This window comes from Pseudomonas sp. FBF18 (genome assembly GCF_024261405.1).
GTDB lineage: Bacteria > Pseudomonadota > Gammaproteobacteria > Pseudomonadales > Pseudomonadaceae > Aquipseudomonas > Aquipseudomonas palmensis.
The window spans coordinates 363,838-378,587 of sequence record NZ_QKRS01000003.1; the positions used below are offsets into that span (position 1 = coordinate 363,838).

Below are 14,750 nucleotides of genomic sequence, written 5' to 3' on the forward strand. Positions count from 1 at the left end.
TTTTTTGTGGCCGGTTGAAACCGGCTCCTACGGGGCCTCAGGTCTTGATCTGGCGCTCGTGCATCCGTGCCAGCTGGCGCTCCAGCATCGACGGATACGGCTCCATCAGGCGCTCCACACAGCACGCCCCTTCAGGGCTGGCAATCGGGCGGATGCGGGCACGCTGGCGAATCAGCGCATCATCACTGACCTTGCGCTCCACCAGCAGCAGGTTGCGGCTGTGTTGCGACAACGCCAGGGCATCCTGGGCCTTGTCGGTCAGCAGCAGGTCGATCTGGCTCAGGCCATGCAGGTCTTCACCCAGCGCCAGGCCCAGCTGCAATTGCAGGGTAATCCCGCTGTCGGCCACTTCCACCTGCAACGCATGCCCCAGGGCACGCAGCAGTTCGCCACAGCAGATGGCGTTGGTCAGGTAGTCCTCGCCGCTTTCCGAGCTGTGGAACAGCAGCAGCGTGCTGCCATCGTTGAGTGTGTGCACTTCGCTTTCATACAGCGACGCGGCCTGGTCGAGGCAGTCGCGGTAGCGGTCCAGCAGTTCGGTCAGACGTGCCCGAGGCAGGCGGCGCAGTTGCTCCTGGGAGCCCAGTTGCACCGCCAGCACCGCACTGGCCTGCGGCTCGCGTGGCGCAGCGGGTACTACAGCCTGCGGCGCGGCATCGCTGTCGTCGCGCAGGTCGGCAAACGCCTCGTCGTCGTCTTCATCATGCGCTACTGGCCTGGGCAGCGCCGGCTTGGGCTCCAGCGCCGGCTCGCGCAGGTTGCGCACCTGCAAGGCCGGCTGCGCTTCATGTTCGTCGTAGTCGTCTTCTTCCTCGGGCTCTGCTTCAGGCTCCGGCGGTGGCGGGGCAAAGCGCGAATGCAGCTGGCGCGCCAGGTCGCCGATCTCGTCCTGGCGGTCGGTGGCCGGGGTGTAGGCATCCAGGTCGCGCAGCCACACCCGCAGTTGCAGCAGCGGCGTCGAAATAAAGCGCCCCAGGCGCAGGCTCAAGGCCAGAGCAAGAGCCAGCAGGATCGCCGCCAGAATGCCCATGCTCTGCAGGCTGATGGTCAGCGGCTGCTGGAACTGGCTCATGTCCAGGCTGATGCGCAGTTGCCCGGCCGTCACGTCCTGGAAGGTGATCTTGGTCTGGTACAGGCCCTCGACCTCGCCCAGCAGGCCGTTTTTCGGGCGCTGGCCGGCTTCGGCGAGGATCCGGTTGTCGACGCTGTAGATGGCGGCATGGGCCACCAGCGGGTTCTTCACCAGGTTGCCGAGCAGCACGTTGAGGCTGAGGATGTCGTTGGACACCAGCAGTTCGGTGGCAGACGTGGCGGTCTGCGTGGTCAGGCTCTGACCCAGGGCGTCGGCCTGCTCGTGCATGGCCTGCTTGAACTGCAGGCCCATGACCCCGGCGTAGATGACCAGCGCCAGCGCTACCAGAAACACGTTGTGGCAGGCGATCCGCAAGGCCAACGGCACACGGCGCTGGCGCAGGGCACGGAAGATCAGCAGGAAGAAATTGTCGGTTTTAACTGGCGTGGGCCGGTTCACAGAGCGCGGCTCTTTATGTCGGAGAAGGTGCTGCGCAGTATAGCGACAGGGCATGGGCCGGCAAAGTATCGACTGCGCCCGATGGTCTGCGAAAGTGGGTAGAATGCGCGTTTTGTCACTGTGTCGGAGCCCGTTTTGCGCGAAATCGTTCTGATTAACATCACCGGCGAGGACCGTCCGGGTCTCACCGCGGCCATTACCGGCGTGCTCGCCCAGGGCGGGGTGAACATCCTCGACATCGGCCAGGCGGTCATCCACGACACGCTGTCGTTCGGCATCCTGGTGGAAATCCCCAGCACCGAGCAGGCCAGCGCCGTGCTCAAGGACATCCTCTTCACCGGGTACAAGCTGGACCAGCAGGTGCGCTTCACCCCGGTTTCCGAGCAGGACTACCAGCAGTGGGTCGACGGCCAGGGCAAGGCGCGCCACATCGTGACCCTGCTGACGCGCAAGGTCACTGCCGAGCAGTTGCAGCGGGTGAGCTCCATCACCGCCCAGTACGGGTTGAACATCGACCATATCGACCGTCTGTCGGGTCGTATCGCGTTGGACACCCCGGCCGACCAGGGCAAGGGCTGCATCGAGTTCTCCGTGCGTGGCGAGCCGGCCGACCCGCAGGCCCTGCGTGCCGAGTTCCTCAGCGTGGCGCAGGAGCTGAACGTCGACATCGCCTTCCAGCAGGACTCGCTGTTCCGCCGCAACCGTCGCCTGGCGGTGTTCGACATGGACTCCACCCTGATCGAGGCCGAGGTCATCGACGAGCTGGCCAAGGCGGCAGGCGTGGGCGAGCAGGTGTCGGAAATCACCGAGCGTGCCATGCGTGGCGAGCTGGATTTTCGTGCCAGCTTCAAGGAGCGCCTGGCGCTGCTCAAGGGCCTGGACGTCAACGTGCTGGACGAGATCGGTGCTTCGCTGCGCCTGACCGAGGGCGCCGAGGTGCTGTTCGCCGAGCTCAAGCGCCTGGGCTACAAGACCGCGATCCTGTCGGGTGGCTTCACCTACTTTGCCAAGCAGCTGCAGGCCAAGCTGGGTATCGACTATGTGTTCGCCAACGAGCTGGAAGTGGTGGACGGCAAGGTGACCGGCGTGGCCGTGGAGCCGATTGTCGACGCGCAGCGCAAGGCTGACCTGTTGACCGAGCTTGCACGCAAGGAAGGCTTGCAGATGGAGCAGACGATTGCCGTGGGCGACGGTGCGAACGACCTGCCGATGCTGGCGATTGCCGGCCTGGGCGTGGCGTTCCGGGCCAAGCCGCTGGTCAAGCAGTCGGCCAAGCAGGCGATCTCGACGCTGGGGCTGGATGGGGTGCTGTATCTGCTGGGTTTCAGGGATCGCGACGGTCGCGACTGAGAAAGCGGGGCCGCTGCGCGGGTCAAGCCCGCTCCCACAGGTTTGCCATCGCTCCAGAAGGCCGTGCAGCCCCTGTGGGAGCGGGCTTGACCCGCGATGAGGCCCGACAGCCAGGCACAAAAAAGCCCGCATCGCTGCGGGCTTTTTGTTGGGTCAGGCGTGCTGCGCCGGCAACCCCAGGCATTCGCCCATGTTCACCACCGATCCCGCACCCAGCGATTCGGCCCACTTCACCTGCTCTGGCCCGAATAGCACAACAGCCGTCGAACCCAGCTTGAAGCGGCCCAGCTCGGCGCCTTTTTCCAGGTAGATCGGTGCACGCGCTGCCTCGTCGTAGCGGAAGGTCTTCAGCTCGCGCTTGGGCGGCGTGACCAGCCCGGCCCATACCGTCTCGACCGACGCCACGATCATCGCGCCCACCAGCACCACGGCCATCGGCCCGCGCTCGGTATCGAACAGGCACACCACGCGCTCGTTGCGCGCAAACAGCTCCGGCACGTTTTCGGCGGTGGTCTGGTTGACCGAGAACAGCCGGCCCGGCACGTAGATCATCTCGCGCAGGGTACCGGCCAGCGGCATGTGCACGCGGTGGTAGTCCTTGGGCGACAGGTAGATGGTGGCGAATTCGCCGCCCATGAACGGCGCAGCATTGGCCGGGTCGCCGCCCAGCAGCTCAAGGGCGCTGAAGCTGTGGCCCTTGGCCTGGAAGATGCGGCCATGCTCGATCGGGCCCAGCTGGCTGACAGCGCCGTCGGCCGGGCACAGGATCGCCCCCGGGGTCTGGTCCAGCGGGCGGGCATCCGGCTTGAGCGCGCGGGTGAAGAATGCGTTGAAGTGCTCGTAGGCGGTCAGGTCTTCGACCTGGGCCTGGGACATGTCGACCTGGTAGCGCTTGGCGAACCACGCGGTGAAGGCATTCTTGAACCATTTCACGCGGCATTCGGCCACGCAGCCGGCCAGGCGCGACAGCAGGTGGTGGGGCAGCAGGTACTGGCTGATGATGAACAAGCGGGATTTCATTGAATTTCCTTAAACTTCTACAGGCGTGTCGGGGTGGTTGCCCCATTCGCCCCATGAGCCGGCATAGGCCTTGACCCGTGGGTAGCCCAGGTGTTTGGCCACAAGATAGGTGAAGCCGGAGCGGTGGTGGGTCTGGCAGTGGGTAATCACTTCCTTGTCGCGGGTGATGCCCAACTGCTCGAGGATCTGGGGCATGTCCTTGCGGATGCGCAGGTGATCGTTCTGGTCCATGCCGGCCGTCCACTCGAAGTTGACCGCGCCCGGGACGTGTCCGCCCTTGGCGGCCAGCACTTTCTCGCCCCGGTATTCCTGCGGGCTGCGCGCATCCCAGACCGCCAGGTCGGCAGCGCCCAGGCGGCTTTGCAGGTATTCGCGGGTGGCGGTGGGGGCTTCGTGCAGGGTCAGGCTGACGCTGCCGGCAGCGGGCGCGGGCACATCGGTCGAGAGCTCGCCCGTCCAGCCCAGCGCGCCACCGTCGAGGTAGTGGTAGCGGGTATGGCCGATCACATCCAGCAACCAGATGAAGCGCCCGGCCCAGCCGCCGCCTTCGTCGTCATACACCACATACACGGCGTCCGGGTTGTGCCCCAGCTCGCCGAACAGCTTTTCCAGGTCGCCTTGGCTCGGCAGCAGCCCGGGCGCCGGTGGCTGGCCCAGCTGGGTGCGCTTGGGGTCGACGAAACGCGCACCGGGAATGTGCCCGCTGCCATAGCGTTTCGTGCTGGTCAGGTCGACCAGGATCAGCCCCGGCGCATCCAGGCGGGCTTGCAGGTCGGCGGGTTCAATCACCAGGGGCAAGCCGGAAAAGTCAGTCATCCAGAGTCTCCAGATCGGAACAGAGTGGGCGATTGTAGCGCATGGGTCAGGTGCTGCGGTTGCTGAAGGCGGTGAGGGCGCGCTCGATGCACTGGGCGGTCTTGCCGAACGCCTGCACGCTGATCTCCGAGAACGGGCCGCCGCCCTGGTCGGCCAGCACCACCATCACCACCTTGCCGTTGCTCGACAGCGAGCGCAGCAGCAGGTGCTGGCCACGGAACAGCACGCGCAGGGTGCCGGGCAGCAGGGCACCGAACTGGGCATAGTTGTCCGGGGTCAGGCGCAGTTGTGCCGACTGGGTCAGCAGGCGTTGCAGCAGCTTGCTCTGGGCGAGCGGCACCACCAGGCCGCCGGCCTCGGCGGGCAGCCCGGCGATCTGGTGCACGCGCAGGTGGGTCATGCCCTTGTCGGCCATCAGCATCATCACCCGCTGCATGCCGCAGGCCACCAGGGCATCGCGGGCGTAGGTGGTCAGGTGCATGGCGTTGGTGAATGCACTGGGCTCCACCAGCAGGTCGGCGCAGTACTTGCGCCAGGCCCCCAGCGATTCGGTCGAGGGCACGTCGGCAGGCCGCAGGCGGCGGTGCACGTAGTGCGAGCCGGTCGGCCAGATCAGCGATTCGGCGGGGTGGTAGAGGTCGTCGTCGGCGTGCAGGCGCGCACTGTTGGCGGCCTGCTGGTGCACCTGTTGCTGCACGTCGCTCAGCGGCACCTGCAGGTACAGGCTGGTCAGGCGTTGCCAGCGCTGGCTGTGCGGGCAGTCCCAGGCGTGCTGCGCCGCCAGGGCCAGGCCGTTGGCCAGCAGCACGGTGTTGGCCGGCTGGTTGAGCCAGCGGCGCAGGGCCGGGTCGGCGTCCAGCAGCTGTTGCTGGCGCAGCGGGTTGTCGTGCAGGCGGGCGATGTGCATGACCTTGACCAGCAGGCGGCGTTCTTCGCTGAGCACGTGGTAGCCCTGGGTGACCCAGTTGGGCAGGCGCCAGTAGTCGGCCAGGGCGCGGCACAGCGCCAGCAGGGGTACACCGAACAGTTCGCGCTCCACGCGCAGGGCCGGCTCGCCGCGGTGCACCACCCGTACTTCCCATTCCTCGATCAGCTTGGGGTGCGCCAGGGCCAGGGTCCACAACGGCGAGAGGAACAGCAGGCTGCCCCAGTGGATCTCCTGCCACAGCCGCGCCAGTTGGCTGGCGAACAGGCCGCTGGCCTGCTGGCTGGCATGCAGGCTGATCATCTGCAGGTGGCGCAGGGCCTTGGGGATCTGCGCCGGCGGCGCGGTGGGCAGGCGCAGCAGCAGTTCTTCGGCGCGCTTGAGGCCAAGCCGGTTGAGGGCGATTTCCAGGCTTTCGGCCGGCTCGGCCATGCTGGCGTGGGTATGCCGGTTGGCTTCGCGCATCACGCTGAGCACCAGCGCGGGGCTGTCCTGCATCAGATCGGCGATGTCACGCAGCGAGCGGCGGCTGTCGCCGATGGCGGCTTTTACCCGCTCGTGACTGTCCAGCGGCACCGGCAGTTGCACGCTGTCGAGCAGTTTGATCCAGGCGTCTAGGGTCTTTGGAATTTGAGTTGGCACGTGAGTTCACTAGGCATGCTGGGAGGTGGCCGAACTGGCTTTTCGCCTTGACTGGCTATAGTCTGGCGCAGAACTGCCGATAAGTAGAAGAAGAGTTTTACGAACTTCCGCCCCCGACCCTGACCACGACAGTAAGTGCTTCCAATCTATGGCTAAAATTATCGGCATCATTGTCGTATTCGCGAGCGTGCTTGGCGGATACGTTCTTTCTCACGGCAAGATCGCGGCCCTGATTCAGCCTTTCGAGGTGCTGATCATCGGCGGTGCCGCCTTTGGTGCGTTCCTGCAGGCCAACCCCGGCTACATGACCATGCACGTGATCAAGAAGTCGCTGAGCATGTTCGGCTCGCGCTTCTCGCACACCTTCTATATAGAAGTGCTGGGCCTGATCTACGAGATCCTCAACAAGAGCCGGCGCGAAGGCATGATGGCGATCGAGGGCGATATCGAAGACGCCGCGGCCAGCCCGATCTTCGCCAAGTACCCGGCGGTACTCAAGGATGAGCGCATGACCGCGTACATCTGCGACTACCTGCGCATCATGTCCACCGGCAACATGGCCCCGCACGAGCTCGAAGGCCTGTTCGACATGGAACTGCTGAGCATGAAGGAAGAGCTCGACCACCCGTCCCATGCCGTGACCGGCATCGCCGACGGCATGCCCGGCTTCGGTATCGTGGCGGCGGTACTGGGTATCGTGGTGACCATGGCTTCGCTGGGCGAGGGCGACCAGAAGTCCATCGGCCTGCACGTGGGTGCGGCGCTGGTGGGTACCTTCTTCGGTATTCTGGCGGCCTACGGCTTCTTCGGCCCGCTGGCCACCTCCCTGGCCCACGACGCCAAGGAAGAGGTCAACGTGTACGAGGCGATCAAGGCCGCACTGGTGGCGTCGGCCTCCGGCATGCCGCCATCGCTGGCGGTGGAGTTCGGTCGCAAGGTGCTGTTCCCCAAGCACCGTCCAAGCTTTGCCGAGCTGGAACAAGCAGTTCGCGGTCGCTGATCCATGGAAAACAATCAGCCGATCATCATCAAGCGCGTAAAGCGCTTCGGCGGCGGCCATCACGGCGGCGCCTGGAAAATCGCGTTCGCCGACTTCGCCACGGCGATGATGGCGTTCTTCCTTGTGCTGTGGCTGCTGTCCACCGCCACGCCCGAGCAGAAGATCGCGATTGCCGGCTACTTCAAGGACCCGATCGGGTTCTCCGAGAGTGGCACCCCGTACATCATCGACCTGGGCGGCTCGCCGGAGCTGGCCCCGGAAAAGACCATCAACCCTGAAGTGCAGTCCGAGCCGACGCCTGACACCAGCATCCAGCTGGACAAGGACGCGGTCGAGAGCATGGCCGAGCAGGTCGAGAAAGACCGCTTGAACCTGGTGCTGCAGGAGCTGCAGAACAAGGTCGAAGAAAACCCGCAACTGCAGAAGTTCAAGGACCAGATCCTGTTCGAGATCACCCAGGACGGCCTGCGCATCCAGATCATGGACGCCGAGAACCGGCCGATGTTCGACCTGGGCAGTGCGCGCCTGCAGCCGTACTTCGAGGACATCCTGCTGGCCATGGCCGACACCATCAAGGCGGTGCCGAACAAGATCAGCATCAGCGGCCACACCGATGCCAAGCCCTACGCCGGCACCGGTGATTACGGCAACTGGGAGCTGTCGGCCAACCGTGCCAACGCGGCGCGTCGGGCGCTGGTGGCCGGTGGCTATCCGGATGCCCAGGTGGCGCGGGTGGTGGGGTATGCATCGTCGTCGCTGTTCGACCGCGAGAACCCGCTCAACCCGGTGAACCGTCGTATCGACATCATCGTGCTGACCAAGAAGGCCCAGCGCACCATCGAGGGCGAACAGACCTCGCCGACGCCGCCGGACGCAGCCCAGCCGGGCGCGGCACCTGCGCCGGGCGCTGCGGCACCGACGCCCGAGCCTGAGCCGATGCAGCCGCGTGAACTGCGCGAGAAGCTGAACATCTTCGAGGATGGCGTGTTGAAGATGGACGAGCCCAACAAGCCGCAGTGAGCCGGCAGCCGACAACGCCCGCATGGAGTGATCCGTGCGGGCGTTGTGCTGTGTGGGGTTCGGCATTTCAGTAGCCGCGACCGATGCTGGCCTTGAGCTCGGCCTGGAAGTGCTGGGCATTGCAGCGATTGTCGCCGGGTGCGGCCTGCGTGGGCAGGTTGAGGGCGCGGCCAAGGGTGTGTTCCAGGCGGTAAGCGCTGACGAACAGGTCCAGGTCGGCGGCTTGCGCCATGGCCGGCAGTTCGCCCAGGTAGGTGGGGCTGGCCGGCTCGCCCAGCTGGAACGTGGCGACCCGTCGGTCGGCCAGCGCTGCGGCGCCCAGGGCGAAGGGCACCCACCAGGCGCCGCAGGTGTTGCCCGACACCAGCACGATCAGGTGGGTGCAGCCGTGCAGGCTGCGGCTGATGAGGGTGGTGAGGGTGCAGGCATCGTCGGCCTGGGGGTCGATGGCCTCCAGGCAGGTGGCCAGGCCCTCGAGGCGCAGGTGCTCGCCGATGGCCATGGCGGCGGCCAGGTCGTTGCGGCAGTAGAGGAGTGAGACTGGCATCCGGAGGTCCCTGGTGGGCGCAAATCTGGTGCGGGATACCTTTGATGATTACGACGCGTGGTGCAAGGCGTGGGATTGAATCAGGAGGTGGACTACATGCCTGGGTGAAAAGGCCTACAAATGTGTTGCGACAACTGACGCCTTCGCCGGCAAGGCCGGCTCCTACAGGTGTCCGCGTAAGGCGAATCTTCGGAATTTCCCTATTCCCTGTAGGCCCCTTCCCAATCATACTTTTGCCGCTTTCCCGCCATTGCGGTGGTCACGGTAGCGCTCTAGTCTGCGTCGCGTCGTTGGTGTTCAACGACCGGTTTTGACAGGCCGTATTTATCGTGGGCATGCGCAGCCTTTATGGCGACTGTGCGTGGGGCACATTCGTGTGCGCCGAGTCCCGGTGATCGGTCTGTCAACCCGCGTACAGTTGCCACCCATTTGTTTGACAGCAGATGTAGGCGACTCCACCACCGGAGGTCCCATGTTGAAAATCGTCCCCGATCCACCCCAATACGCCAATCTGCCCCTCGAAGACATCCTCTCGTGCACTGACCGCGAGCGCTGCGCGCTCGTTCGCCGGCAAGGCCGGCTCCTACAACGGCTCGCAGTACCTGTAGGAGCCGGCCTTGCCGGCGAAGACGCCCGTAGAGCCAATTAAGAAAGTCGTCGGGAGATAACAGATGGAAAACAGCTCAGTCTTCAAGACACTAGGCGTCGGCACTTTCGGCGAAGGCGAGGGCGGCCCCACCGCCGAGCGCCTGTTTCGCGTGCAAGCCGGCCACAACGCCGACTTCGCCCTGGAACAATCAGCCCTGCTGCTCAGTTGCGCCTACAAGCTCACCTTGCAAGCCGGCATCGAGCCGGATGGCACGCTTGTCTGGGCGGCACATTACCTGAGCGGCATGTCCAAGGCCCTGGTCGAGGATGTGGCGCATGCGATGTTCATCGAACAAACGCCTGCGCCATGACCGTCAGTAGCTGTCCTGCGGCAGGCTGGCAATGATCGAGCGATAGCTGTTCATGCGCTGCTGCTGCACGCGCCCGTCTTCCAGCGCCTTGAGCAGCGCACAGCCCGGCTCGCGGTCGTGCTTGCAGTCGCGGAAGCGGCAGGTGCCGATCAGGTCGTTGAACTCGATGAAGCCGGCCTCCACGTCCGCCCGGCTCACGTGCCCCAGGCCGAACTCGCGAATGCCCGGCGAGTCGATCAGCTCACCGCCACCCGGGAAGTGATACAGCCGCGCGGTGGTGGTGGTGTGCTGGCCCTGGCCCGACCACTCCGACAGCTCGCCCACGCGGGTGTCGACATCGGGCAGCAGGCTGTTGACCAGCGACGACTTGCCCACCCCGGACTGGCCGACGAACACGCTGATGTGCCCATCGAGCAAGGTCTGCAACTGCTGCATGCCGTCGCCATGGTGCGCCGACACTTCCAGCAGCGGGTAACCCAGCTGACGGTACACCGCCAGCAGCGCATTCAGCGCCGGGGCGTTCTGCTCGTCGATCAGGTCGGCCTTGTTCAGCAGCAGCAGCGGGCGGATACCGGCATGCTCGGCGGCCACCAGGTAACGGTCGATCAGGTTGGCATGCGGCTCGGGGGCCGGGGCGAACACGATCACGATCAGGTCGACGTTGGCCGCCACCGGCTTGAGCTGGCCACGGCTGTCGGGGCGGCACAGCTCGGTGCTGCGCGGCATCTGCGCCACGATCACGCCGATACCCTGGTTGCCGGCGCGCCATACCACCTTGTCACCAGTGACCAGCGCTGGCAGGTTGGCGCGCAGGTGGCAACGGAACACCTGGCCGGCCACGTCGCCGTCCTGTGCTTCGACTTCCACCTGCACGCCGAAGTGTGCAATCACCAGGCCCAGTTGTTCAGGCCCCAGGTCGCCGCCTTCGAGGGTGTCCAGCGTGTGCTGTTCGCGTTTGGCAGCGCGGGCGGCGCGCTCACCCTGGATTTTTTCGATGCGCCAGTTCTGGCGGCGATTGAGCTGGCGTTTGGCCATGTAGGTCTCGTTTCGTCAAGCAAAGCATGTGAGGGTGCAACGGCGTCGAGTCTAGCACGCTCCACTAGGCTAAACTGCGCGCCTACCGAGGAGCAGAATCATGCAGAACCCACAGAACCTGATCTGGATCGATCTGGAAATGACCGGCCTGGATCCGGACAGCGACGTCATCATCGAGATGGCCACCATCGTCACCGACAGTGACCTGAACACCCTGGCCGAAGGCCCGGTGATCGCCATCCACCACAGTGACGAGGTGCTGGCGCGCATGGACGAGTGGAACACCCGTACCCACGGCAACTCCGGCCTGACCCAGCGCGTGCGCGAGAGCAAGGTGAGCATGGCCGAGGCCGAGGCCGAGACGATCCGCTTCCTGGAGCAGTGGGTGCCCAAGGGCAAGTCGCCGATCTGCGGCAACAGCATCTGCCAGGATCGTCGCTTCCTGTACCGGCACATGCGCGAGCTGGAGAATTTCTTCCACTACCGCAACCTGGACGTGTCCACCCTCAAGGAGCTGGCCGCACGCTGGGCTCCCGAGGTGCGCGACAGCTTCAAGAAGGGTGGCACGCACCTGGCGCTGGACGATATTCGCGAATCCATCGCCGAGCTGCGCCACTACCGCGAGCACTTCATCAAGTTCTGACCCGCACTGCGCCAACAATCGTTGGCGCGCCCCCTTTTGGTGCCTGGGGCAACTGGGTAGACTGCGCGCCTCTTTGCACGGACCTGCGCCATCATGCTGTTGATGCTCTATTTGATCGCCATTACCGCCGAAGCCATGACCGGGGCGCTGTCGGCCGGGCGGCGCGGCATGGACTGGTTCGGCGTGGTGCTGATCGCCTGCGTCACGGCCCTGGGCGGAGGCTCGGTGCGCGACGTGCTGCTGGGCCACTACCCGCTGACCTGGGTGAAGCACCCGGAGTACCTGGTGCTGACCAGCGTGGCGGCCTTGATCACCATTTTCATCGCGCCGCTGATGCGCCACCTGCGTTCGCTGTTTCTGGTGCTCGATGCGCTGGGGCTGGTGGCGTTCACCCTGATTGGCTGCATGACCGCGCTGGAAATGGGCCAGGGCATGCTGGTGGCGTCGATCAGCGGGGTGATCACCGGCGTGTTTGGCGGCATCCTGCGGGATATCTTCTGCAACGACATTCCGCTGATCTTCCGGCGTGAGCTGTATGCCAGCGTGTCGTTTCTGGCGGCGTGGTTCTACCTGGGGTGCGTGTACTTCAAGGTGCCGGGGGAGCAGGCGATTTTGCTGACGCTGTTTGGCGGGTTGCTGCTCAGGCTGCTGGCGATACGGTTTCGCTGGGAAATGCCCAAGTTCCAGTACAACGACGAGCATTGAGGGCTTCTTCGCGGGTCAAGCCCGCTCCCACAGGATCACCACTGTTCTTGAAACCGGTGCTGTCCCTGTGGGAGCGGGCTTGACCCGCGATGGTCGCGCTGCAGACCTAAAGCCGTGCCTGATGCTGACGCAGCGCCCACTCCACATGCTCCCTCACCAGCTCCGACGGATACTCCCGCCGCGCCTGGAGCGCCTCCAGCACCGGTATGGTCGAGGGCGCATTGCCCAGCCCCACCGCCAGGTTGCGCAACCATCGCTCATACCCCGCCCGGCGCAGCGGCGAGCCTTCGGTGCTGGCCAGAAACGTCTCTTCATCCCACATGAACAGCTCCGCCAGCCCGGCGTTGTCCAGCCCGTGGCGCGGCTTGAAATCCGCTTCGCCGGTGGGCCGGGCAAAGCGGTTCCACGGGCACACGATCTGGCAATCGTCACAGCCGAACACCCGGTTGCCGATCAGCGGCCGCAGCTCTTCGGGGATCGCGCTCTTCAGTTCGATGGTCAGGTACGAAATGCAGCGCCGCGCATCCAGCACATACGGCCCCACGAAGGCCTGGGTGGGGCAGATGTCCAGGCATGCACTGCACCGCCCGCAATGCTCGGTGGCCTGCGCCTCGTCCACCGGTAGCGGCAGGTCGACGAACAGTTCGCTGAGAAAGAAGTAGCTGCCAGCCTTGCGGTTGAGCAACAAGGTGTTCTTGCCGATCCAGCCCAGCCCGGCCTGTTCGGCGATGGCCTTTTCCAGCACCGGCGCGCTGTCGACGAAGGCGCGGAAGCCGAACGGCCCGATGTCTTTCTGGATGCGCTCGGCCAGGTGCTGTACGCGCTTGCGGACCAGCTTGTGGTAGTCGCGCCCCAGCGCATAGCGCGAGATGTAGGCCTTTTCGGGCTGGGCGAGCATCTGCGCCATCTGCGTGTCGCCCGGCAGGTAGTCCATGCGCAGCGACACCACGCGCAAGGTGCCCGGCACCAGCTCGTCGGGGTGCGAGCGTTTGCTGCCATGGGCGCCCATGTACTCCATCTCGCCGTGATAGCCCTCGGCCAGCCAGCGTTCCAGGTGTTTTTCGTGTTCGCCCAGCTCCACACCGGCAATGCCGACGTGCGCAAACCCCAGTTCACGGCCCCAATCCTTGATCGATTGGGCGAGGGCGGGTAGATCGAGGGGGGAAGCAGACATGCGAAATAGGGCAACGATGACTCAGGTGCGTATAATTCTGCCAGACATCGGAGCCGAACGACGCATGCCTCAGACCAAACACCCTGCAAATCAGCCATTGGTGCTCACCAGCGTCACCCTGGCGAGCCTCGCGCCGCGCTCGAATGCCGCGCACAAGGGCGACTTCGGCCATGTGCTGGTGGTCGGTGGCGACCGTGGCACGGGCGGTGCGGTGCTGCTCAGTGCCGAGGCGGCGCTGCGCTGCGGCGCCGGCCTGGTGTCACTGGCCACCCGCACTGAGCAACTGCCCGCCGCGCTGGCCCGCCTGCCCGAGATGATGAGCCTGGGCGTGCATTCGGCCAACCAGTTGATGGCGCCGATTGAACGCGCCACCGTACTGGTGGTCGGACCCGGACTGGGGCAGGCCGCCTGGGGGCGCAGCCTGCTCTCGGCGGTGGTGCCGGCCAGGCACGCCCAGGTGTGGGATGCCGATGCGCTGAACCTGCTGGCGCAAGCACCCTTGCCGCTGGCGGCGGGCAGCATCATTACCCCGCATCCGGGGGAGGCGGCGCGCCTGCTGGGGATTTCCACCGAAGCGGTGCAGGCCGATCGCTCCTGGGCGGCGCTCAAGCTGGCGCGCAAGTACGCGGCGGTGTGTGTGCTTAAAGGCGCCGGCACGCTGGTGGCCGACCCGGCCGGGCAATTGGCACTGTGCCAGCGCGGTCACCCGGCCATGGCCGGTGCCGGCCTGGGCGATGTGCTCAGCGGCGTGCTGGGTGCGCTGCTGGCCCAGGGCATGCCGGCCTGGGACGCCGCCTGCCTGGGGGTGTGGCTGCACGCCTGTGCCGGCGAGCGCCTGGGCGTACAAGGTCGCGGGCTGGCGGCCAGCGACCTGATACCGGTCATTCGTCAAGTTCTGGAGGAGCATTCAGCGTGTCAGGTGTAACCCTGTTTATGGCCGACGAAGCGGCCATGTGTGAGTTCGGTGCCCGTATCGCCCAGGTGACCAAGGGTCACGGCGTGATTTTCCTCGAGGGTGACCTGGGGGCCGGCAAGACCACCCTGTCACGGGGCATCATCCGTGGTCTGGGACACACCGGCGCGGTGAAAAGTCCTACCTTCACTGTGGTTGAGCCCTACGAGATTGGCGACATTCGTGCCTTCCATTTCGACCTGTATCGCCTGGTCGATCCGGAGGAGCTGGAGTTCATGGGCATTCGCGACTACTTCGAAGACGACGCCCTGTGCCTGTTCGAGTGGCCCCAGAAGGGGGCGGGCATTTTGCCAAAGCCCGACCTGACCATTACCATAAGCCCCCAGGCGGACGGGCGTTCGCTGAACCTGTTGCCGCAGGGCTCTCGCGGTGAAGCCTGGTGTGCCGCTCTGGCCTTGGAAATCAATTAG

Annotated in this window: 15 protein-coding genes; 8 read left to right on the top strand and 7 right to left on the bottom strand. The window is 65.3% G+C overall.

Annotated features, from left to right (window positions below; genetic code table 11):
• Positions 1-37: 37 nt before the first annotated feature.
• The gene (locus tag DN387_RS07595; RefSeq protein WP_043863553.1) at positions 38-1,531 is read right to left on the bottom strand and encodes a HAMP domain-containing protein; all 1,494 of its coding nucleotides are present in this window, start codon (positions 1,529-1,531) and stop codon (positions 38-40) included.
• A gap of 135 nt (positions 1,532-1,666) precedes the next feature.
• Between DN387_RS07595 and serB the strand changes: the two genes are divergently transcribed.
• Positions 1,667-2,881, top strand: coding sequence for a phosphoserine phosphatase SerB (gene serB, locus DN387_RS07600; protein WP_043863552.1), 1,215 nt, complete (start codon positions 1,667-1,669; stop codon positions 2,879-2,881).
• A gap of 153 nt (positions 2,882-3,034) precedes the next feature.
• On the opposite strand, the gene asd is transcribed toward serB, so the two are convergent.
• Genes asd through DN387_RS07615 form a run of 3 tightly spaced genes read right to left on the bottom strand, consistent with a single transcriptional unit; the run spans position 3,035 to position 6,284 of the window.
• On the bottom strand, positions 3,035-3,901 hold the full coding sequence (asd, locus tag DN387_RS07605; protein WP_054916179.1) for an archaetidylserine decarboxylase: 867 nt from the start codon (positions 3,899-3,901) through the stop codon (positions 3,035-3,037).
• A 9-nt stretch (positions 3,902-3,910) separates the two neighbouring features.
• On the bottom strand, positions 3,911-4,717 hold the full coding sequence (locus tag DN387_RS07610) for a rhodanese-like domain-containing protein (RefSeq protein WP_043863550.1): 807 nt from the start codon (positions 4,715-4,717) through the stop codon (positions 3,911-3,913).
• A gap of 46 nt (positions 4,718-4,763) precedes the next feature.
• Positions 4,764-6,284, bottom strand: a complete 1,521-nt coding sequence (locus DN387_RS07615; RefSeq protein ID WP_054916178.1) for an HDOD domain-containing protein — start codon at positions 6,282-6,284, stop codon at positions 4,764-4,766.
• Positions 6,285-6,432: 148 nt separating this feature from the next.
• On the opposite strand from DN387_RS07615, the gene motA reads away from it, so the two are divergent.
• Positions 6,433-7,284 carry a flagellar motor stator protein MotA gene (gene motA, locus DN387_RS07620; RefSeq protein WP_043863548.1) on the top strand — a complete coding sequence of 284 codons (852 nt, stop codon included), beginning with the start codon at positions 6,433-6,435 and terminating at the stop codon, positions 7,282-7,284.
• 3 nt (positions 7,285-7,287) lie between these two features.
• Positions 7,288-8,304, top strand: a complete 1,017-nt coding sequence (gene motB, locus DN387_RS07625; RefSeq protein WP_043863547.1) for a flagellar motor protein MotB — start codon at positions 7,288-7,290, stop codon at positions 8,302-8,304.
• A gap of 67 nt (positions 8,305-8,371) precedes the next feature.
• Here motB and DN387_RS07630 read toward each other — a convergent pair whose 3' ends face one another.
• Positions 8,372-8,851, bottom strand: a complete 480-nt coding sequence (locus DN387_RS07630; RefSeq protein WP_054916177.1) for a toll/interleukin-1 receptor domain-containing protein — start codon at positions 8,849-8,851, stop codon at positions 8,372-8,374.
• Positions 8,852-9,522: 671 nt separating this feature from the next.
• Between DN387_RS07630 and DN387_RS07635 the strand changes: the two genes are divergently transcribed.
• Entirely contained in the window at positions 9,523-9,810 is a 288-nt protein-coding gene (locus tag DN387_RS07635; RefSeq protein ID WP_043863545.1) for a DUF3077 domain-containing protein, read from the top strand.
• Positions 9,811-9,813: 3 nt separating this feature from the next.
• On the opposite strand, the gene rsgA is transcribed toward DN387_RS07635, so the two are convergent.
• The gene (gene rsgA / locus DN387_RS07640) at positions 9,814-10,845 is read right to left on the bottom strand and encodes a small ribosomal subunit biogenesis GTPase RsgA (protein WP_043863544.1); all 1,032 of its coding nucleotides are present in this window, start codon (positions 10,843-10,845) and stop codon (positions 9,814-9,816) included.
• A gap of 100 nt (positions 10,846-10,945) precedes the next feature.
• On the opposite strand from rsgA, the gene orn reads away from it, so the two are divergent.
• On the top strand, positions 10,946-11,488 hold the full coding sequence (gene orn, locus DN387_RS07645) for an oligoribonuclease (protein ID WP_043863543.1): 543 nt from the start codon (positions 10,946-10,948) through the stop codon (positions 11,486-11,488).
• A gap of 90 nt (positions 11,489-11,578) precedes the next feature.
• Positions 11,579-12,193, top strand: a complete 615-nt coding sequence (locus DN387_RS07650) for a trimeric intracellular cation channel family protein (RefSeq protein ID WP_173925102.1) — start codon at positions 11,579-11,581, stop codon at positions 12,191-12,193.
• A gap of 106 nt (positions 12,194-12,299) precedes the next feature.
• Here DN387_RS07650 and queG read toward each other — a convergent pair whose 3' ends face one another.
• Positions 12,300-13,367, bottom strand: coding sequence for a tRNA epoxyqueuosine(34) reductase QueG (gene queG, locus DN387_RS07655; RefSeq protein WP_043863541.1), 1,068 nt, complete (start codon positions 13,365-13,367; stop codon positions 12,300-12,302).
• Positions 13,368-13,431: 64 nt separating this feature from the next.
• Between queG and DN387_RS07660 the strand changes: the two genes are divergently transcribed.
• Both DN387_RS07660 and tsaE read left to right on the top strand, forming a co-directional pair.
• The gene (locus DN387_RS07660; RefSeq protein WP_054916176.1) at positions 13,432-14,292 is read left to right on the top strand and encodes an NAD(P)H-hydrate dehydratase; all 861 of its coding nucleotides are present in this window, start codon (positions 13,432-13,434) and stop codon (positions 14,290-14,292) included.
• Positions 14,280-14,750, top strand: coding sequence for a tRNA (adenosine(37)-N6)-threonylcarbamoyltransferase complex ATPase subunit type 1 TsaE (tsaE, locus tag DN387_RS07665; RefSeq protein ID WP_054916175.1), 471 nt, complete (start codon positions 14,280-14,282; stop codon positions 14,748-14,750). Before DN387_RS07660 ends, tsaE begins: the two co-directional genes overlap by 13 nt.